The following is an 18,870-nucleotide window of genomic DNA, read 5'->3' as shown; positions in this document are numbered from 1 at the left end:
GGCAGTCTGGCTGCCACGATTGGCAGTGGCGGCGGGCTGGCCGACAATGGGCGCAATGGACACCGACGCCCCCGAACTCCACCCCCTGCTGTCCTTCCTCGAGCACGAGACCGAGCCGATGATCGTGCTCGACCCAGACTACCGCATCCTGGCCGCGAACACCGCGTACCGACGCCAGTTCGGCAGCGCCGACCGGGCCCACCTCGGGGAAAAGTGCTACCGCGTCTCGCACGGCTATGCCGTGCCCTGCGACCAGGTCGGCGAGCATTGCCCGATGAAGCGCGCCGCGGAATCCTTGGGGCCGGACCGGGTCCTGCACATCCACCACACGCCGCGCGGGCCGGAGCATGTCGATGTCGAACTGCGGCCCATCCTCGACCGGCGTGGCGGCATCCTCGCCTACGTCGAGCGGCTGTCCACCGTGCGCAGTGCCACGCCGCGCGCCAGCGGCGACCGCCTGGTCGGGCGTTCCGCGGCGTTCAACGCGGCGCTGGAGGCACTGCAGCGCGTGGCACCCTCGACCCTGCCGGTGTTGCTGCTCGGCGAGTCCGGCACCGGCAAGGAGCTGTTCGCCCGAGCCGTCCACGAGGCCAGCCCGCGGGCGCAAGGGCCGTTCGTGGTGGTGGACTGCTCGGGGTTGACCGAGACGCTGTTCGAGAGCGAGCTGTTCGGCTACGAGAAGGGGGCCTTCACCGGCGCGACGACCCGCAAGCAGGGGCTGGTGGAAACCGCCGCCGGCGGCACGCTGTTCCTCGACGAGATGGGCGACGTGCCGCTGGCGATGCAGGTCAAGCTGCTGCGCCTGATCGAGACCGGCACCTTCCGCCGCGTCGGTTCGGTCGAAACCCGGCAGGCCGATTTCCGCCTGGTGGCGGCGACCCACAAGCCGCTGGCGCAGATGGTCGCCGAAGGGCGTTTCCGGCAGGACCTCTACTACCGCATCAGCGCGTTCCCGATCCACCTGCCCGCGTTGCGCGAGCGGCGCGAGGACATCCCGCTGCTGGCCGAGACCTTTCTGCGGCGCGGCGGGGGCGGCCGTCCGGTGCAGCTGACGCCGCAGGCCCTGCAGCGCCTGCAGGCGCACGACTGGCCGGGCAACCTGCGGGAGCTGCGCAACGTGCTGGACCGCGCGCGGCTGCTGGCCGACGACGGCGTGATCCGGCCGGAGCACCTGCCGGCGGGGCTGGGAGAGGCGGGGGCGTTCGCACCCGATGCCCGCGTGGCGACGGGGCCGGTCACGGCGCGCTGGCAACCGGCCGAGCTGCGCCGGCTGGCGGCGACGTTCCCGGGCACGCGGCGCGAACTGGCGGCGCACCTCGGCTGGAGCGAGCGCACCCTGTACCGCCGCCTGAAGGCGCTGGGGCTGTAGCGGGCGGCGTGCGGCGCCTCAGCGCAGCACTTCGAGCAGCCGGTCCAGCCCGCCTTCGTTGATCGCGACCATCGCCTGCTCGCGCACCCGGGGCTTGGCGTGGTAGGCCACGCTCAAGCCTGCTGCACCCATCATCGGCAGGTCGTTGGCACCGTCGCCGACTGCGATCGCGGCGGTCGGCGGGCAGCCGACCTGGCGGCACAGCTCCAGCAGGTGGCGCTTCTTGGCCTCGCCGTCGACGATGTCGCCCAGCACCTTGCCGGTCAGGCGGCCGTCGACCACCTCCAGCACGTTGGCGTGCGCGACGTCGATGCCCAGGCGCTCGCGCACCCGCTCGGCGAAGAAGGTGAAGCCACCGGAGACCAGCAGCGTGGCCAGGCCCGCGGCGCGGCAGGCTGCCAGCAGTTCGGGCGCGCCGGGGTTCAGCCGCAGGCGCTGGTCGTAGACCTCCTGCAGCGCGGCGTAGGGCACGCCGGCCAGCAGGGCGACGCGGCGGCGCAGGCTGTCCTTGAAGTCGGCGATCTCGCCGCGCATGGCCGCTTCGGTGATGGCGGCCACCTCGGCCTTCCTGCCCACCGCGTCGGCGATCTCGTCGATGCACTCGATGTTGATCAGCGTCGAGTCCATGTCGAACGCGATCACCTTGAAGTCCGACAGCTTCAGCGTCGGGGTGGCGATGCGGAGGGTCAGGCCGGGCGCGATGTCGGTAGGCATGGATCGGTCGGGGTCCAGGGGTCAGGCGGGTTGGGCCACCGGCGTGCCCAGCGAGCGCAGCACGTCGCGGATGTACTGGGCGCGCTCCTTTGGGTCCGAGGTGGCCTTGTCGATGCGCAGCTTGTCGTTGCCCGCCAGCTTGATGTGGCGGTTCTTCTGCACCAGCTCGATGATGCGCATCGGCTCGATCGGCGGGTTGGGGCGGAAGGTGATGTGGATGGCCGCCGGCGCCGCGTCGATCTTCACGACGCCGTACGGCTTGGCCAGCACCCGCAGGCGGTGCACGTCGAACAGGGTCTGGCCCTGCGGCGGCAGCTTGCCGAAGCGGTCGGTGATTTCCTCCAGCAGCGCGTCGATCTGGTCGCCGGTCTCGGCCGAGGCCAGGCGCTTGTAGAGGTTCAGCCGCACCTGCACGTCGCCGCAGTAGCTGTCTGGCAGCAGGGCCGGGGCGTGCAGGTTGATCTCGGTGGTCACCGACAGCGGCGACAGCAGGTCCGGCTCGCGGCCGGCCTTGAGCGCGCGCACCGCCTCGGACAGCATGTCGTTGTAGAGCTGGAAGCCGACCTCCTGCATGTTGCCGCTCTGGTGCTCGCCGAGCACCTCGCCGGCGCCGCGGATCTCCAGGTCGTGCATCGCCAGGTAGAAGCCCGAGCCCAGCTCCTCCATGTTCTGGATCGCCTCCAGCCGCTGCGCGGCCTGCTTGGTCAGGCCCTCGACGTCGGGCACCAGCAGGTAGGCATAGGCCTGGTGGTGCGAGCGGCCGACGCGGCCGCGCAGCTGGTGCAGCTGCGCCAGGCCGAACTTGTCGGCGCGGCTGATGACGATGGTGTTGGCCGTGGGCACGTCGATGCCGGTCTCGATGATGGTCGAGCACAGCAGCACGTTGTAGCGCTGCGCGACGAAGTCGCGCATCACGCGCTCCAGCTCGCGTTCGGGCATCTGGCCGTGCGCCACCGCGATGCGCGCCTCGGGCAGCAGCTCCTGCAGCTTCTGGCGCCGGTTCTCGATGGTCTCGACCTCGTTGTGCAGGAAGTAGACCTGCCCGCCGCGCTTCAGCTCGCGCAGCACCGCCTCGCGGATCACGCTGCTGGTCTCGTTGCGCACGAAGGTCTTGATCGCCAGGCGCCGCTGCGGCGCGGTGGCGATGACCGAGAGGTCGCGCAGGCCTTCCAGCGCCATGCCCAGCGTGCGCGGGATCGGCGTGGCCGTGAGCGTGAGCACGTCGACCTCGGCGCGCATGGCCTTGATGGCCTCCTTGTGGCGCACGCCGAAGCGGTGTTCCTCGTCGATGATCAGCAGCCCCAGGCGCGCGAACTTCACCTCGGGCGACAGCAGCTTGTGCGTGCCGACCACGATGTCCACCGTGCCGGCGGCCAGGCCGTTGAGCGCGGCGTTGACCTCCTTGGTGGAGCGGAAGCGCGACAGCTCCGCCACCTTCACCGGCCAGTTGGCGAAGCGGTCGGTGATGGTCTGGTAGTGCTGCTCGGCCAGCAGCGTGGTGGGCGCCAGCAACGCCACCTGCTTGCCGCCGGTGACCGCGACGAAGGCCGCGCGCAGCGCCACCTCGGTCTTGCCGAAGCCCACGTCGCCGCACACCAGCCGGTCCATCGGCCGCGGCGAGACCAGGTCCTGGATCACCGCGTGGATCGCGGCGCGCTGGTCGGGCGTCTCCTCGAAGCCGAAGCTGGCGGCGAACGCCTCGTAGTCGTGCGCGGAGAAGCGGAACGCGTGGCCCTCGCGCGCGGCGCGCCGGGCGTAGAGGTTGAGCAGCTCGGCCGCGGTGTCTCGCACCTGTTCGGCGGCCTTGCGCTTGGCGCGCTCCCACTGGCTGGAACCCAGCTTGTGCAGCGGCGCTTCCTCGGGGCTCACGCCGGTGTAGCGGCTGATCAGGTGCAGCTGCGCCACCGGCACGTACAGCGTGGCCTTGTCGGCGTACTCCAGGTGCAGGAACTCGCTGGGCCCGTCGCCCAGGTCGATGTTGAGCAGCCCCTGGTAGCGGCCGATGCCGTGGTTGACGTGCACCACCGGGTCGCCGACCTTCAGCTCCGACAGGTCCTTGATCAGCGCGTCGACGTTGCTGACCTGCTCCTGCTTGCGGCGCCGGCGCGTGGTCGGCGCGGTGGCGAACAGCTCGGTCTCGGTGACGAACTGCAGCCCCTGCGCGTCGCCGTCGCCGGTGGCCCAGTGGAAGCCCCCGGCCAGCGGCGCCACCGCGATGGCGTACTTCTCGCCGCCGGACTGGAAGTCGGCCAGCGACTCGACCGCAGGCGGCTCGATCCGGTTGTCGCGCAGCAGCTCGAGCAGGCTCTCGCGGCGGCCGGGCGACTCGGCGACGATCAGCACCCGGTGCGGGGTCGCGGCCAGATGGGCCTGCAGCCGCCGCAGCGGCTCGGGCGCGCCGCGGTCGGCGCTCAGGTCCGGCAGCGGGCGGGCCCAGTCGACCGCCCCCTGGCCGCGCACCGCGAGCTGCGCGTGCACGTTGCACAGCGCGAAGAAGTCCTCGGGCTTCAGGAACAGGTCTTCCGGCGGCAGGATGGGGCGCTCCGGGTCGTGCTTCAGGAAGCGGTAGCGCTCGCGCGTGTCGGTCCAGAAGCGCTTGAGCGCTTCGTCGATCTCGCCGTGCAGCACCAGCTTCGCCTGCTCGCCCAGGTACTCGAAGATGGTGGCCGTCTCGTCGAAGAACAGCGGCAGGTAGTACTCGATGCCGGCGGTGGCGATCCCGTTGCCGATGTCCTTGTAGATGCGCGCCTTGCTCGGGTCGCCTTCCATGCGCTCGCGCCAGCGGGCGCGGAATCTCGCGCGCGAGTCCTCGTCCATCGGGAACTCGCGCCCGGGCAGCAGGCGCACCTCCGGCACCGGGTACAGGCTGCGCTGGCTGTCCGGGTCGAAGGTGCGGATCGAATCCACCTCGTCACCGAACAGGTCCACCCGGTACGGCACCGGCGAGCCCATCGGGTACAGGTCGATCAGCCCGCCGCGCACCGCGTACTCGCCCGGCGAGACCACCTGGCTGACGTGCTGGTAGCCGGCCAGCGTCAGCTGCGCCTTGAGCGAGGCCTCGTCCAGCTTCTCCTTCTGCTTGAAGTGGAAGGTGTAGGCCGCGAGGAAGGAGGGCGGTGCCAGGCGCACCAGTGCGGTTGAGGCCGGCAGCAGCACCACGTCGACCTCGCCCTGGCGCACGCGCCACAGCGTCGCCAGCCGCTCGGAGATCAGGTCTTGGTGCGGCGAGAAGGTGTCGTAGGGCAGCGTCTCCCAGTCGGGAAACACCGCGCAGCGCAGCTCCGGTGCGAAGAAGGCCAGCTCGTCGTGCAGGCGCTGCGCGTCGGCCGGCTCGGCCGTCACGATGGCCGTCAGCGTCCGGTTCGCCGCCTGCTCTCGGGCGAAGGTGGCCAGCAGCAGCGCATCGGCAGAGCCTGGCGGGCGCGGCACGGTATGGCGCTTGCCGGGGGCGATGGGGGGAAGGTGCATGCGCGTGGTGTGGGACCAATGCAAATCGCCCCGGGCGGGTGTCCTCCCGGGGCGAAACAGACACCAAATTATAGAATTCCGCCCTCCGTTGCCCCTGCTGTCCCGATGTATTCCACCGAGCCCCCGCGCCTATTCGCCCTGGTGCCCTGCGCCGGCACCGGCGAGCGTGCCGGTGCCGGCGGGCCCAAGCAGTACGCGAGCGTGGCCGGGCGTGCCCTGGTGGCCCACACGCTGCAGGCGCTGGCCGCCGTGTCGCGGCTGGACGGCGTGATGGTGGTGCTGGCGCCGGACGACACGCGCTTCGAGGAGGCCGTGCCCGGCTTCGCTGGCTGGGTGGCGCGCGTCGGCGGGTCCACGCGCGCCGCGACGGTGGCCAACGGGCTGGCGGCGCTGGTCGAGCGCGGCGCCCAGCCGCACGACTGGGTGCTGGTGCATGACGCCGCGCGCTGCCTGCTGCAGCCGCAGTGGGTCGACGAGCTGATCGACGCCTGCCTGGACGACGAGGTCGGCGGCCTGCTGGCGCTGCCGGTGCCGGACACGCTCAAGCAGGAGGAGGGCGGCCGCGTCGCCGCCACCGTGGACCGGCGCGGCAAGTGGCAGGCGCAGACGCCGCAGATGTTCCGCCTGGGCCTGCTGCGCCCGGCCCTGCTGCATGCCGGCGACAGCGTCACCGACGAGGCCTCCGCGGTCGAGGCGCTGGGTCATGCGCCGCGGCTGGTGCGCGGCTCGCTGGAGAACTTCAAGGTCACCTATCCGCAGGACTTCGCGCTTGCGGAACGCTTGCTGAGGACGCGCTGATGGACATCCGGATCGGGGAAGGCTGGGACACCCATGCACTGGTGGCCGGGCGCAAGCTCGTCCTGGGCGGCGTCGAGATCCCGCACACGCTGGGGCTGCTCGGCCACTCGGACGCCGACGCGCTGCTGCATGCGATCACCGACGCGGTGCTGGGTGCGGCGGGCCTCGGGGACATCGGCCGCCATTTCCCGGACACCGACGAGCGCTTCAAGGGGGCCGATTCCTCCGCGCTGCTGGCCGAGGCGATGCGCCGCGTGCGCGAGCAGGGCTGGGAACTGGTCAACGTCGACAGCACCATCGTCGCCCAGGCGCCCAAGATGGCGCCGCACATCCCCGCGATGCGCGAGCGCATCGCCGCGGCGCTGGGCTGCACGCCCGCGCAGGTCAACGTGAAGGCCAAGACGGCCGAGAAGCTCGGCCCGGTGGGGCGGCAGGAATCCATCGAGGCGCGCGCGGTGGCGCTGCTGCGCCGCGTCTGAGGCGGCGCACGCCGACGCTACGGCGCCTTCTTCAGGCGGATGCGGGCGATGAGCCCGGTGTCGGGCGGGGTCGCGTTGGCCAGCTCGAAGGTGCCGCCCATGCGGGCCACCGTCTTTTCCACCACCGCCAGGCCCAGGCCGGCACCGGTGGCCGCGGTGCGCGCGGCGTCGCCGCGGAAGAACGGCGTGGTCAGCTGCGACAGCTTCTCGGGAGGCACGCCGGGACCGTGGTCGCGCACGGTGATGATCACCCAGGGGCCGGTGCGGGCGTAGGTCACCTCCACCTGGGCGATGCCGCTGTCCTGCGAGCGCCCGTAGCGCCGCGCGTTCTCGAACAGGTTGGCCAGCACCCGGCCCAGTTCGGTCTCGTCGGCCATCACCTTGGTGTCGATCGCCACGCGCGAGACGATGCGGATCTGGTTCAGGTCGCGGAACGCGGCGATCTCGCGGTCCACGACGCTGCTCAGGTGCACCGGCACCAGCTTGACCTCGCCCGGGCGGGCGTAGTCCATGAACTTGTCGATGATCGCGTCCAGCTGGTCGATGTCGGCGGCCATGTTGCGGCGCGCTTCCTCGTCGGTGACGCTCATCTCGACCTCCAGCCGCAGGCGCGCCAGCGGGGTGCGCAGGTCGTGCGAGATGCCGGCCAGCATCACGGCACGGTCTTCCTCCACCTTGGCGAGCTCGCGCGCCATGCGGTTGAAGCCCATGTTGACCTCGCGGATCTCGCTGGTCAGCGTCTCCTCGTCCAGGCGCGACTCGTACTCGCCCTCGCGGATGCGGCTGGCGGCAAACGACAGCTGCTTGAGCGGCTGGTTGATCAGCCGCGCGACGCCGGCCGAGCCGAGCACGGTGGCCAGCAGCGCGATGCTGACCCAGATGAACCAGGTGCGCCCGGCCACCGCCTGCACCCGGCCCGGGTCGACCTGCAGCCAGTAGCGGTCGTTCTCGATCGAGAAGTCGATCCACAGGCCCGGCGTGTCGTTGACGCTGGTGGCCACCACGGTGGTCGGCCCCAGCCGCGAGCGCAGCTCCTGCCCGATGCGGCGGGTGAAGCGGTCGGTCTCGAAGGGCTCGTAGAGGTCGGTCTTCTCGCGCGGCTGCAGCTTGATCGACTCCTGCTCGGAGATGGTCTTGAGCAGCGTGACGCGGTTGATGCTGTCGGCGTAGCGCAGCGCCGCGCGCGAGAGGTTCACCAGGCTGGCCAGCTGCTGGGCGGCCTGCACGGCCCGGGGCTCGAACTCCAGGGCCCGGAACGTCTGCACCCAGGCGAAGATGCCGAAGCCCAGCAGGACGCCAAGCAGGATGAAGGTGCGCCAGAACAGGCTGAGCGTGACGCGTTTGCGGGCCATGAACATGGGAAATCGACTGCCCGCGAGTATGCCCCGTCCGGCCGCCGGTGTGCGGCCGGGGAAAGCAACAGGGGCGGGGCAGGGCGGTCAAAACGCAAGGCGGCCCGCAGGCCGCCTTGCCGTCAGGCCGGGGAACCCGGCGAGCTTCAGGTGGTGCCGTCCGGCACGAACACGTAGCCGACGCCCCAGACGGTCTGGATGTAGCGCGGCTGGGACGGATCGGGCTCGATCATCTTGCGCAGGCGCGAGATCTGCACGTCCAGGCTGCGGTCGAACGGCTCGAACTCGCGGCCGCGCGCCAGCTGGGCCAGCTTGTCGCGCGACAGCGGCTGGCGCGGGTGGCGCACCAGGGCCTTGAGCATCGAGAACTCGCCGGTGGTCAGCGGCATCGGCTCGCCGTCCTTGGTCAGGCGGCGCAGCGCCAGGTCGAACTCGAACGGACCGAACACCACGCTCTGCGGTTCCTTGGCCGGGGCCCCCGGCGCTTCCAGGGTCGGGCGGCGCCGCAGCACCGCATGGATGCGCGCCAGCAGCTCGCGCGGGTTGAACGGCTTGGGCAGGTAGTCGTCTGCACCGACTTCCAGGCCGACGATGCGGTCCACGTCCTCGACCTTGGCCGTCAGCATGATGATCGGGGTCGCGTCGTTGGCCGCACGCAGGCGGCGGCAGATCGACAGGCCGTCCTCGCCGGGCAGCATCAGGTCGAGCACGATCAGGTCGACCGTCTCGCGGGTCAGCACGCGGTTCAACGCCTTGGCGTCCTCGGCCAGCAGGACTTCAAAGCCCTCCTGGGTGAGGTAGCGACGCAGCAGATCCCGGATGCGGGCGTCGTCGTCGACGACCACGATGCGGTCCATGCGGGCATTGGGCGTTTGAGATGTCATGAGCAGCGCTCCCTAACTTGTAACAGGCGGGATTTTGTGCGGCGCAACCGAGCATTTCTGCCGGACCTGACCAACTGTTACAAATCTTGCGCCTCCCTGCACCGGGTCGCAAGCGGTCCCCGACGGGCGGCAGGGACAAGGTAAAGAAAGGTGAAGCCGCCTGCGGGTTGACCCCGATCGGGCGGGGGGCGCGTTTCACGGATGACAATCGATCCCGCTTTTCACATCAGGAAAGGATTTGCCCGTGAGGACTCCCGTTGCCATTGCTCCTGCCCTTGCCCTGTCCGCGGCCCTGGCCGCCGGCGTTGCCAACGCCCAGCCGGCCGTCACGCTCGTGCAGGACCTGCAGAACGTGGTCAGCCTGGACGCGAGCGCCAGCGTGGAAGTGCCCAAGGACCAGCTGTCGATCACGCTGCGCGCCACCCGCGAGGGCCCGGAAGCCAAGGCGGTGCAGGACGGCCTGAAGCAGGCCATCGACGCGGCGCTGGCCGAGGCGCGCAAGCACGCCCCGCCGGGGCAGATGGACGTGCGCACCGGCAATTTCTCGCTGTACCCGCGCTACAACCAGCAGGGCCGCATCACCGGCTGGCAGGGCACGGCCGAGCTGGTGCTCGAAGGCCGCGACATGCCGCTGATCGCGCAGACGGCGGGGCGGCTGAACACCGTCAGCGTCGCCAACATCACCCAGAGCCTGTCGCGCGAGGCGCGCGAGCGCCACGCCAGCGAGGTGGCCGGCCAGGCCATCGCCCGCTACCGCGCCAAGGCCCAGGAGTACGCGGAGAAGTTCGGCTTTGCCGGCTACGTGCTGCGCGAGGTGAACGTCTCGACCAGCGACAGCGGCAGCCTGCCGCAGCCGATGATGATGCGCGCCAAGGCCGCCGCCGAGGACGCCGCCGTGCCGGTCGAGGCCGGCAAGGCGACGGTGACCGTCACGGTCAGCGGCAGCGTGATCCTGCGCTGAGGCGCCGGGCGGCGCTCACTGCGCCACCCAGCCGCCGTCCATGTTCCAGGCCACGCCGCGCACGTTGGCGGCGGCCTCGGAACACAGGAACACGGCCAGCTCGCCCAGCTGCTCCGGCGTGGTGAACTGCAGCGAGGGCTGCTTTTCGGCCAGCAGCTGGCGCTTGGCTTCCTCCTGGGTCAGCCCGCCCGCCGCGGCCCGGGCGTCGACCTGCTTCTGCACCAGCGGCGTCAGCACCCAGCCCGGGCAGATGGCGTTGACCGTGACCCCGGTGGTCGCGGTCTCCAGCGCCACGGCCTTGGTGAAGCCGATGATGCCGTGCTTGGAGGCCACGTAGGCGGACTTCTGCGCCGAGGCGACCAGCCCGTGGGTCGAGGCGACATTGATCACCCGGCCCCAGTTGCGCGCCTTCATGCCGGGCAGCGCCAGGCGGGTGGTGTGAAAGGCCGACGTCAGGTTGATGGCAATGATCGCGTCCCACTTCTCGACCGGAAAATCCTCCACGTTGGCGACGTGCTGGATGCCGGCGTTGTTGACCAGGATGTCCACGCCGCCGAACTCGGCCTCGGCGTGCCGGATCAGGTCCTCGATCTCGGCCGGGCGGCTCATGTCCGCCCCGTGGTAGCTGACGCGCGTGCCGAACGCCGCCACCTCCGCCTTGGCCGCCTGCGCATCGCCGAAGCCGTTGAGCACCACGTTGGCGCCCTGGCGGGCCAGCGCACAGGCAATGCCCAGGCCGATGCCGCTGGTGGATCCGGTCACGAGAGCCGTCTTACCTTTCAACATGAGCAAGTCCTCTTTGATATCGTTGCGACAGAAACTGAGCGACAGGCTGACTGCCGCATTATTGACCAGTGAGGTGCCCCGAACATGACCGAGCCCCGCCTCGATTTCGTGCAGTGCCTGGATCCCCAGGGGCTGCACCGCATGGCGTACTGGGAATGGGGCGATCCGGCCAATCCCAAGGTGCTGGTGTGCGTGCACGGGCTGTCGCGCCAGGGGCGTGACTTCGACAGCCTGGCCAAGGCCTTGCGCGACGAATACCGGGTGGTGTGCCCGGACGTGGTCGGCCGCGGCCGCTCGGACTGGCTGGGCGATCCGATGGGCTACCAGATCCCCACCTACGTGGCCGACATGGTCACGCTGCTGGCGCGGCTCAACGCCAGGACGCTGGACTGGGTCGGCACCTCGATGGGCGGCCTGATCGGGCTGGGCCTGGCCTCGCTGCCGGGCAGCCCGGTGCGCCGGCTGGTGCTCAACGACGTCGGCCCGACCATCGAGCCGCAGGCGCTGGCGCGCATCGGCACCTACATCGGGCAGGTGCGGCGCTTCGAGACGCTGGACGAGGCGGCCGACTACATGTGGTCGATCTCGCAGGGCTTCGGACCGCACACGCGCGAGCAGTGGCTGGCGCTGACCCGCCCGATGCTCAAGCCGCTCGCCGACGAACAGGGCAGCGGCTTCGTGCCCCATTACGACCCGCGCATCGCGGTGCCGTTCCAGGCCATGGATCCGGGCGCCGGCAAGGCGCTGGAGGCGCTGCTGTGGGAGCGCTACGAGGCGGTCAAGGCGCGCACGCTGGTGATCCGTGGCGCCGAGTCCGACCTGCTGTCGCGTGCGACGGTGCAGGAGATGGCGCGACGCGGGCCGAAGGCGCAGGTGCACGAGTTTCCCGGCGTGGGCCACGCACCGACGCTGGTCGCGCCCGAACAGATCGCCGTGGTGCGGGAGTTCCTGACGGCACCATGAAGACCGATTTGCAGGGAAGCAGCCGCGACACCGCGGCAATCGTCGCGTTGGCGGGCGATGTCGGCGGGCAGCTCACGCCGCGGCCGTCGCCCGAGGTGCTGGCCGAGGAGCAGGCCCGGCTGGAGCGGGCGCGCTCCTTCGCGATCCCGCTGCTGACCGGTCAGGTGCTCGACACCGGCGAGGATGCCTTGCACCACGCCGAGGGGGTGGTGGCCATCCTGCAGGCGATCGGCGCCTCGCCGTCGATGCTCGCCGCGGTGTACCTGGTCTATGTCGCCGAATACCTGAACCGCCCGGAGGAGGCCATCGGCAAGGCCTTCGGGCCGTCCTACGCGAGCCTGGTGGGCGCCACCCGCAAGCTGGTGCAGATCCAGCGCAACGCGCGCGGCGCGCTGGTGGCCGAGGACGACCGGGCCGAGCAGATCGAGCGCGTGCGCAAGATGCTGCTGGCCTTCTCGAGGGACCTGCGCGTGGTCCTGCTGCGACTCGCTTCGCGCCTGCAGACGCTGCGCTACTACGCGCAGTCCAAGCGCGATTGCCCGCAGGAGCTGGCACGCGAGTCGCTGCAGGTGTTCGCGCCGCTGGCCAACCGGCTGGGCATCTGGCAGATCAAGTGGGAGCTGGAAGACCTCTCGTTCCGCTTCCTGGAGCCCGAGGCCTACAAGTCGATCGCCCGCATGCTCGACGAGAAGCGCGTCGAGCGCGAGCAGGTGGTGCGCTCGCTGCGCGAGCAGGTGGCCTCGCTGCTCAAGCGCCGCGGCATTGCCGCCGAGGTGCAGGGCCGGCCCAAGCACATCTACAGCATCTGGAAGAAGATGCGCGGCAAGCAACTGGATTTCGACCACGTGTTCGACATCCGTGCGCTGCGCGTCGTGGTGCGCACCGTGCGCGACTGCTACGCGGCGCTGAGCGTCGTGCACGAGGCCTACACGCCGCTGTCGGAGGAGTTCGACGACTACATCGCCAAGCCCAAGCCCAACGGCTACCAGTCGCTGCATACGGTGGTCTACGACGCGCAGGGCCGCACCATCGAGATCCAGATCCGCACGCGCGAGATGCACGAGCATGCCGAGCACGGCGTGGCGGCGCACTGGGCCTACAAGGAGGCCGGCACCAAGGGCTACGGGGGCGTGGTCGCCGCCGGCGACTTCGAATCCCAGGTGGCCGAGGCCCGCAAGGCGGTGCTGCGCCAGCTGCTGGCGTGGGAGCGCGACTTCGCCGAGCAGGGCAGCGGCTCGGGCGTGTTCGACGACCACATCTACGTGTTCACGCCGCAGGCGTCGGTCGTCGAGCTGCCCAAGGATGCGACGCCGATCGACTTCGCGTACTCCGTGCACACCGACCTCGGCCACCGCTGCCGAGGCGCCAAGGTCGACGGCGTGATGGTGCCGCTGAACACGCCGCTGCGCAGCGGGCAGACGGTGGAGGTGATCACGGTGAAGGAGGGCGGTCCGTCGATGGACTGGCTCAACCCGGAACTCGGATACCTCAAGAGCTCGCGCGCCAAGGCCAAGGTGCGTGCCTGGTTCAACATGCTCGCGCAGCAGGAGACCATCGCCAAGGGCCGCGAGCTGGTCGAGCGCCTGCTGCAGCGCGAGGGCCGCACCGCGATCAACCTCGAGGACCTGGCGGCGCAGCTCGGCTTCAGGAACGCCGACGCGCTGTTCGACGTGGTCGGCAAGGACGAGTACTCGCTGCGCAACATCGAGCAGGTGCTGCGTCCCGGGGGCTCGGCCCCGCAGCCGTCCGACGACTTCATTCCGCTGCGCAAGCCGCGCGCCGATGCGGCGTCCGCGCGCGGCGGCGTGCTGGTGGTCGGCGTCGAGTCGTTGCTGACGCAGCTGGCACGCTGCTGCAAGCCCGCGCCGCCCGACGCGATCGGCGGCTTCGTGACCAAGGGCCGGGGCGTGGCGGTGCACCGCAGCGACTGCACGAACTTCCGCCAGCTCGCCGCGCGCGACCCCGAACGGGTCATCCCGGTCGAATGGGGGCAGCCGCCGGCCGACAAGCCGGCGGTCTACCCGGTGGACGTGGCCGTCGAGGCGCACGACCGCCAGGGCCTGCTGCGCGACATCTCCGAAGTGTTCGCGAAGGAGAAGATGAACGTGATCGGGGTGCGCACGCAGTCGGTGCGCGACACCGCGTGGATGACCTTCACGGTCGAGGTGTCGGACTCGGCCCGGCTGGCGCAGGTGCTGGGCGTGGTGCGCCAGGTGCCGGGCGTGCGCATCGCACGCCGCAAGTGAGCAGGACTGGTGCAATCGCGGAAAATCATGCTATAGTCTTGCTTCTTCAGGCGCGTAGCTCAGCTGGTTAGAGCACCACCTTGACATGGTGGGGGTCGTTGGTTCGAGTCCAATCGCGCCTACCAGACACACCGGGCCCCGGCAAGTCGTCGCGATCACCGCGGCGGTTTTCCGGGGTTTCGTTTTTGTGTCGCGGCTTGCGTGCGAAGCCGACCAGAGGCCGGTCGTGCAGGACCTGCGGCACGGCGTGCCGGGGGCGGTCGTGCTACAACAGCTGCACAACAGCTGCGTTGGGTGCAGCCGGTTCCATGCGCGCACGGTCCGGGACGCCAGGCCCGGCAGCGCATCATGAGCCCACCGATCGAGTCGACGGCGATGAGCGAGATCCTTCCTTCCGACGAATACGCGATGCGCATCGCGCTCGACCAGGCGCACAACGCGTGGCTGGTGGGCGAGGTGCCGGTCGGCGCGGTCATCATGCGCGACGGCAAGGTCATCGCGACCGGCTACAACCGGCCGATCACCGAGCACGACCCGACCGCGCACGCCGAGATCGTCGCGCTGCGCCACGCCGCACAGCTGCTGGGCAACTACCGCCTGCCCGAGTGCGAGCTGTACGTGACGCTCGAGCCCTGCGCGATGTGCGCGATGGCCCTGATGCACGCGCGCTTCAAGCGCGTGGTGTTCGGCGCCTTCGATCCCAAGACCGGCGCGGCCGGCTCGGTGGTCGACCTGTTCGCCGAGCGTCGCCTGAACCACCACACGCAGATCACCGGCGGCGTGCTGGGCGACGCCTGCGGGGCGCTGCTGCGCGAGTTCTTCGTCGAGCGCCGCGCGATGCATCGCAACCGGCGCCTCGGCCCGCAGGCGCCGCTGCTCGACCTGGGCGTCGCGCCCGACGAGCCCATCCCCACCGGCGAAACGCTGGAACTGTACGACCCGGAGAACGACGCTTGAGCGCTGCCCACGACCACGCCGGTCATTCCGCCGATCATCATCACCACCATCATCACGATCACGACCCGGCGCCGACCTCGGTGGTGCTGTATGCGCCGGCCGGCGTGGTGGCCCAGGCGACGCCGGTGCGACGCGCGGCCAGGCGGCTGGCGGCCCACGGGCTCGAGGTGCGAATCGACGAGGCGGCGCTGGCGAAGCACCAGCGCTTTGCCGGCGACGACGAGACCCGGCTGGCCGCGATCCACCGCGTCGCGCGCAGCGGTGCCTCGATCGCGATGGCGATCCGCGGCGGCTACGGCCTGACGCGGCTGCTCGACCGCATCGACTACCCGTTGCTGCAGCGGAGCGTCGAGCAAGGCATGCGCTGGGTCGGCCACAGCGACTGCACGGTGCTGCAGCTGGCGCTGCTCGCGCACGGCAAGTGCACCACCTGGGCCGGCCCGATGGCCGCCTACGACTTCGGCGGCGAGTCGGTCGACGAGGTCACCGAGGCCTGCTTCCTGGAAGCCATGCGTGGCGAGCTGGAAGCGGTGGGCTTCCGCACCGAGGCCGGCTTCGACGGGCTGGAGCTCAAGGGCACGCTGTGGGGCGGCAACCTGACGATGCTGACCTCGCTGCTGGGCACGCCGCACCTGCCCAGGGTCCGCGGCGGCATCCTGTTCCTCGAGGATGTCAACGAGCATCCCTACCGCATCGAGCGCTGCCTGCTGCAGCTGCACCAGGCCGGGGTGCTGGAGGCGCAGAAGGCCGTCGTGCTGGGCCGCTTCACCGAGTTCCGCAAGTCGCCGCTGGACCGTGGTTACGGCCTCAAGAGCGTCGTCGATCACCTGCGCAGCGTCACGTCGGTGCCGGTGCTGACCGGCCTGCCGTTCGGGCACGTGGCCACCAAGGTCACCCTGCCGGTCGGCGCCCGGGTGCGGCTGGTCGTGCAGGGCCGCGACGTGCTGGTCGCCTGGTGACGTTCCGGGGCGCGGGACGTTCGGGCAGAATCGCCCGCATGATCCGTGTCCTGGCAAAGTTCCTGCTGTGTGCGTGGGTGGCGGCCGGCAGTTCGCTTGCGCAGGCCGCCCATGCATACGCCCAGTTCGGCGACATCAAGTACCCGCCCGGCTTTTCGCACTTCGACTACGTCAACCCGGACGCCCCCAAGGGCGGGGAGATCGTGCTGGTCCCGCCCACGCGGATCAGCAACTTCGACAAGTACAACCCGTTCACGCTCAAGGGCACGGCCCCGCCGGGGCTGGGCTCGCTGCTGTTCGAGACCCTGCTGACCGGCACGCTGGACGAGCCGACCACCGCCTACGGGCTGCTGGCCGAGGACGTCACGGTCGCGCCCGACCGGCGCAGCGCGACCTTTCGCCTGAACCCGAAGGCGCGTTTCCACAACGGCGACCCGGTGCTCGCGGCCGACGTCAAGCACTCCTTCGACACGCTGATGAGCAAGGAGGCGGCGCCGCAGTTCCGCGTCTACTTCGGCGACATCGCCGGCGCGACGGTGCTGGGCGAGCGCACCGTGCGCTTCGACTTCAGGCATGACAGCGCCGAGCTGCCGCTGCTGGTGGGCACGGCACTGCCGGTGTTCAGCCGCAAGTGGGGCGAGGTCGACGGGCAGCGCAAGCCGTTCGACCAGGTCATCCTCGACACGCCGATCGGTTCCGGCCCGTACCGCATCGGGCGGGTCAACTTCGGGCGCGACATCACCTACGTGCGCGATCCGGAGTACTGGGCGCGCGACCTCAACGTGCGGCGCGGCATGTTCAACTTCGACCGCATCACCTACAAGGTGTACGCCGACGACAAGGTGCGCCTGGAGGCGTTCAAGGCCGGCGAGTTCGACTTCATCCAGGCCTTCGTCGCCAAGGAATGGGCGCGCGAATACAAGGGCCGCAAGTTCGACTCGGGCGAACTGGTCAAGCGCGAGTTGCCGCACGGCAATGCCGGCGACTTCCAGGGCTTCCTGTTCAACATCCGGCGCGAGAAGTTCCAGGACGTGCGCGTGCGCGAGGCGATCGGGCTGGCGATGGACTTCGAGTGGATGAACCGCCAGCTGTTCTACAACGCCTACACCCGGGTGCGCGGCTACTTCGTCGCGAGCGACTTCGAGGCCCGGGACATGCCCACGCCCGAGGAGCTGGCGCTGCTCGAGCCGCTGCGCGCGCACCTGCCCGAGGCGGTCTTCACGCAGCCGGTGCCGCTGCCGCCGCGCACCGACACGCCAGGCGGCCTGCGCGCCAACCTGCGCCGCGCCAAGGCGCTGCTGGAGGAGGCCGGCTGGACCTACCGCGACGGCGCGCTGCGCGACCGCCAGGGTCGCGAGTTCACGATCGAGTTCCTCGACAACCAGGGCTCGATGGCGCGGGTGGTCACGCCGATGATGCAGAACCTGGAGAAGCTGGGCATCCGCTCCACCTACAAGGTGGTGGACTTCGCGCTGCTGCAGAAGCGCATGGACGTGTTCGACTTCGACATCATCAGCGTGCGCATCGTGGGCAGCGAGGCGCCCGGCGCCGAGCTGGTGGCACGGTTCGGCTCGGAGGCGGCCGATACCGAGGGCTCGAGCAACCTCATCGGCATCAAGAGCCCGGCGGTCGACGCGCTGCTGCGCAAGGTGGTCGCCGCGCGCACCCGCGACGAGCTGGTGCCGGCGCTGCGCGCGCTGGACCGCGTGCTGCGCCACGGCCACTACACCATCCCGGCGTGGTACGCGAGCACCTTCCGGGTGGCCTACCGCGGCGGGCGCTTCGTGCTGCCGCCGGTGATCCCGCGCTACTACTCGCCGGAAGGCTGGGCGCTGTCCACCTGGTGGGCCGACCCGCGCAACCGGTGAAGGGAAGGGACGAGCGACGATGTGGGCCTACATCCTCAAGCGCCTGCTGCTGATGATCCCGACGCTGCTCGGGGTGCTGCTGGTGACCTTCGTGGTGATCCAGTTCGTGCCGGGCGGGCCGGTCGAGCAGATGGTGGCGCAGCTGCAAGGGCGTGACACCGGCGGCGAGGCGGCGGCCGCGCACGGTGGCGGCTACCGCGGCCGGCAGGGCGTGGATGCCGCGCAGGTCGAGGAGATCAAGCGCCTGTTCGGCTTCGACAAGCCGGCGCACGAGCGCTTCGTGCAGATGCTGGTCTCGTACGCGCGCTTCGACCTCGGCAAGAGCTTCTTCCACCACAAGGACGTCTGGGCGCTGGTCAAGGAGAAGCTGCCGGTGTCGATCAGCCTCGGGCTGTGGACCTTCTTCCTCAGCTACCTGATCTCGGTGCCGCTGGGCATCGCGAAGGCGGTGCGCGCCGGCTCGCGTTTCGACGCGCTGACCAGCCTGGTCGTGCTGGTCGGCTACGCGATTCCCGGCTTCGTGCTCGGCGTGGCGCTGCTGGTGCTTTTCGCCGGCGGCAGCTTCGTGCAGTGGTTCCCCCTGCGCGACCTGACCTCGCCGAACTGGGAGCAGCTCAGCCTGTGGGGCAAGGTGGTCGACTACCTCTGGCACATCACCCTGCCGGTGACGGCCAGCGTGCTGGGCAGCTTCGCGGTGATCACGATGCTGACCAAGAACGCCTTCCTGGAGGAGATCCGCAAGCAGTACGTGCTGACCGCGCGCGCCAAGGGGCTCTCGGAGCGCAAGGTGCTGTGGAAGCACGTGTTCCGCAACGCGCTGATCCCCCTCGTGACCGGCTTCCCGTCGGCCTTCATCGGCGCCTTCTTCGCCAGCTCGCTGCTGATCGAAACCTTGTTTTCGCTCGACGGGCTGGGACGGCTCGGGTACGAGTCGGTGATCCGGCGCGACTACCCGGTCGTGCTGGGCACGCTGTACCTGTTCACGCTGATCGGGCTGGTGACCAAGCTGATCTCGGACCTGTGCTACGTGTGGGTGGACCCGCGCGTCAAATTCGACTGAGGGCCT

15 protein-coding genes and 1 tRNA gene are annotated in these 18,870 nt (G+C 70.2%); 11 read left to right on the top strand and 5 right to left on the bottom strand.

Going from position 1 to position 18,870, the window contains the following annotated elements; all coding sequences use genetic code 11:
* Positions 1-55: 55 nt before the first annotated feature.
* On the top strand, positions 56-1,369 hold the full coding sequence (locus IS481_RS09490) for a sigma-54 interaction domain-containing protein (protein WP_232529208.1): 1,314 nt from the start codon (positions 56-58) through the stop codon (positions 1,367-1,369).
* Positions 1,370-1,387: 18 nt separating this feature from the next.
* Here the strand turns inward: IS481_RS09490 and serB are convergent, their stop codons facing one another.
* Together serB and mfd are read right to left on the bottom strand one after the other, a co-directional pair.
* Positions 1,388-2,083: a phosphoserine phosphatase SerB gene (serB, locus tag IS481_RS09485; protein ID WP_104356657.1), complete on the bottom strand. Its 696-nt coding sequence runs from the start codon at positions 2,081-2,083 to the stop codon at positions 1,388-1,390.
* A 21-nt stretch (positions 2,084-2,104) separates the two neighbouring features.
* Positions 2,105-5,551 (bottom strand): transcription-repair coupling factor, encoded by a 3,447-nt coding sequence (mfd, locus tag IS481_RS09480; protein ID WP_104356658.1) that lies wholly within the window; start codon positions 5,549-5,551, stop codon positions 2,105-2,107.
* Between the two features lie 105 nt (positions 5,552-5,656).
* Here mfd and ispD point away from each other — a divergent pair, with 105 nt between their 5' ends.
* On the top strand, positions 5,657-6,349 hold the full coding sequence (gene ispD / locus IS481_RS09475) for a 2-C-methyl-D-erythritol 4-phosphate cytidylyltransferase (protein ID WP_104356659.1): 693 nt from the start codon (positions 5,657-5,659) through the stop codon (positions 6,347-6,349).
* On the top strand, positions 6,349-6,828 hold the full coding sequence (gene ispF, locus IS481_RS09470) for a 2-C-methyl-D-erythritol 2,4-cyclodiphosphate synthase (RefSeq protein WP_104356660.1): 480 nt from the start codon (positions 6,349-6,351) through the stop codon (positions 6,826-6,828). The genes ispD and ispF overlap by 1 nt, the downstream gene beginning before the upstream one ends.
* A gap of 17 nt (positions 6,829-6,845) precedes the next feature.
* Here ispF and IS481_RS09465 read toward each other — a convergent pair whose 3' ends face one another.
* Together IS481_RS09465 and ompR are read right to left on the bottom strand one after the other, a co-directional pair.
* Positions 6,846-8,180, bottom strand: a complete 1,335-nt coding sequence (locus IS481_RS09465) for a sensor histidine kinase (RefSeq protein ID WP_104356826.1) — start codon at positions 8,178-8,180, stop codon at positions 6,846-6,848.
* Positions 8,181-8,326: 146 nt separating this feature from the next.
* Positions 8,327-9,064, bottom strand: coding sequence for an osmolarity response regulator transcription factor OmpR (gene ompR, locus IS481_RS09460; protein WP_104356661.1), 738 nt, complete (start codon positions 9,062-9,064; stop codon positions 8,327-8,329).
* A 244-nt stretch (positions 9,065-9,308) separates the two neighbouring features.
* Here ompR and IS481_RS09455 point away from each other — a divergent pair, with 244 nt between their 5' ends.
* Positions 9,309-10,025, top strand: coding sequence for an SIMPL domain-containing protein (locus IS481_RS09455; RefSeq protein ID WP_104356827.1), 717 nt, complete (start codon positions 9,309-9,311; stop codon positions 10,023-10,025).
* A gap of 15 nt (positions 10,026-10,040) precedes the next feature.
* Here the strand turns inward: IS481_RS09455 and IS481_RS09450 are convergent, their stop codons facing one another.
* Positions 10,041-10,811 carry a 3-hydroxybutyrate dehydrogenase gene (locus IS481_RS09450; protein WP_104356662.1) on the bottom strand — a complete coding sequence of 257 codons (771 nt, stop codon included), beginning with the start codon at positions 10,809-10,811 and terminating at the stop codon, positions 10,041-10,043.
* Between the two features lie 84 nt (positions 10,812-10,895).
* Here IS481_RS09450 and IS481_RS09445 point away from each other — a divergent pair, with 84 nt between their 5' ends.
* The 7 genes from IS481_RS09445 (at position 10,896) to IS481_RS09415 (ending at position 18,864) form a co-directional block, all read left to right on the top strand.
* Complete coding sequence (locus IS481_RS09445) at positions 10,896-11,774, top strand: alpha/beta fold hydrolase (RefSeq protein WP_104356663.1); 879 nt, start codon at positions 10,896-10,898, stop codon at positions 11,772-11,774.
* Entirely contained in the window at positions 11,771-14,020 is a 2,250-nt protein-coding gene (locus IS481_RS09440) for a RelA/SpoT family protein (RefSeq protein ID WP_104356664.1), read from the top strand. The genes IS481_RS09445 and IS481_RS09440 overlap by 4 nt, the downstream gene beginning before the upstream one ends.
* A 48-nt stretch (positions 14,021-14,068) precedes the next feature.
* Positions 14,069-14,145, top strand: a tRNA-Val gene (locus IS481_RS09435).
* 223 nt (positions 14,146-14,368) lie between these two features.
* The gene (gene tadA, locus IS481_RS09430; RefSeq protein WP_165908615.1) at positions 14,369-14,977 is read left to right on the top strand and encodes a tRNA adenosine(34) deaminase TadA; all 609 of its coding nucleotides are present in this window, start codon (positions 14,369-14,371) and stop codon (positions 14,975-14,977) included.
* The gene (locus IS481_RS09425; protein WP_104356666.1) at positions 14,974-15,936 is read left to right on the top strand and encodes an LD-carboxypeptidase; all 963 of its coding nucleotides are present in this window, start codon (positions 14,974-14,976) and stop codon (positions 15,934-15,936) included. Before tadA ends, IS481_RS09425 begins: the two co-directional genes overlap by 4 nt.
* A gap of 38 nt (positions 15,937-15,974) precedes the next feature.
* Positions 15,975-17,804, top strand: coding sequence for an extracellular solute-binding protein (locus IS481_RS09420; protein WP_104356667.1), 1,830 nt, complete (start codon positions 15,975-15,977; stop codon positions 17,802-17,804).
* Positions 17,805-17,823: 19 nt separating this feature from the next.
* Positions 17,824-18,864: a microcin C ABC transporter permease YejB gene (locus IS481_RS09415; RefSeq protein WP_104356668.1), complete on the top strand. Its 1,041-nt coding sequence runs from the start codon at positions 17,824-17,826 to the stop codon at positions 18,862-18,864.
* Positions 18,865-18,870: the final 6 nt, after the last annotated feature.

Source organism: Caldimonas thermodepolymerans, from assembly GCF_015476235.1.
GTDB classification, from domain to species: domain Bacteria; phylum Pseudomonadota; class Gammaproteobacteria; order Burkholderiales; family Burkholderiaceae_C; genus Caldimonas; species Caldimonas thermodepolymerans.
This window is presented reverse-complemented; position numbering and strand designations above follow the sequence as displayed.

Excerpts from the sequence above, each read along its gene's own strand:
- IS481_RS09490 (WP_232529208.1), top strand. The coding sequence starts at position 56 with ATGGACACCGACGCCCCCGAACTCCACCCCCTGCTGTCCTTCCTCGAG.
- serB (WP_104356657.1), bottom strand. The coding sequence starts at position 2,083 with ATGCCTACCGACATCGCGCCCGGCCTGACCCTCCGCATCGCCACCCCG.
- mfd (WP_104356658.1), bottom strand. The coding sequence starts at position 5,551 with ATGCACCTTCCCCCCATCGCCCCCGGCAAGCGCCATACCGTGCCGCGC.
- ispD (WP_104356659.1), top strand. The coding sequence starts at position 5,657 with ATGTATTCCACCGAGCCCCCGCGCCTATTCGCCCTGGTGCCCTGCGCC.
- ispF (WP_104356660.1), top strand. The coding sequence starts at position 6,349 with ATGGACATCCGGATCGGGGAAGGCTGGGACACCCATGCACTGGTGGCC.
- IS481_RS09465 (WP_104356826.1), bottom strand. The coding sequence starts at position 8,180 with ATGGCCCGCAAACGCGTCACGCTCAGCCTGTTCTGGCGCACCTTCATC.
- ompR (WP_104356661.1), bottom strand. The coding sequence starts at position 9,064 with ATGACATCTCAAACGCCCAATGCCCGCATGGACCGCATCGTGGTCGTC.
- IS481_RS09450 (WP_104356662.1), bottom strand. The coding sequence starts at position 10,811 with ATGTTGAAAGGTAAGACGGCTCTCGTGACCGGATCCACCAGCGGCATC.
- IS481_RS09445 (WP_104356663.1), top strand. The coding sequence starts at position 10,896 with ATGACCGAGCCCCGCCTCGATTTCGTGCAGTGCCTGGATCCCCAGGGG.
- IS481_RS09440 (WP_104356664.1), top strand. The coding sequence starts at position 11,771 with ATGAAGACCGATTTGCAGGGAAGCAGCCGCGACACCGCGGCAATCGTC.
- tadA (WP_165908615.1), top strand. The coding sequence starts at position 14,369 with ATGAGCCCACCGATCGAGTCGACGGCGATGAGCGAGATCCTTCCTTCC.
- IS481_RS09420 (WP_104356667.1), top strand. The coding sequence starts at position 15,975 with ATGATCCGTGTCCTGGCAAAGTTCCTGCTGTGTGCGTGGGTGGCGGCC.
- IS481_RS09415 (WP_104356668.1), top strand. The coding sequence starts at position 17,824 with ATGTGGGCCTACATCCTCAAGCGCCTGCTGCTGATGATCCCGACGCTG.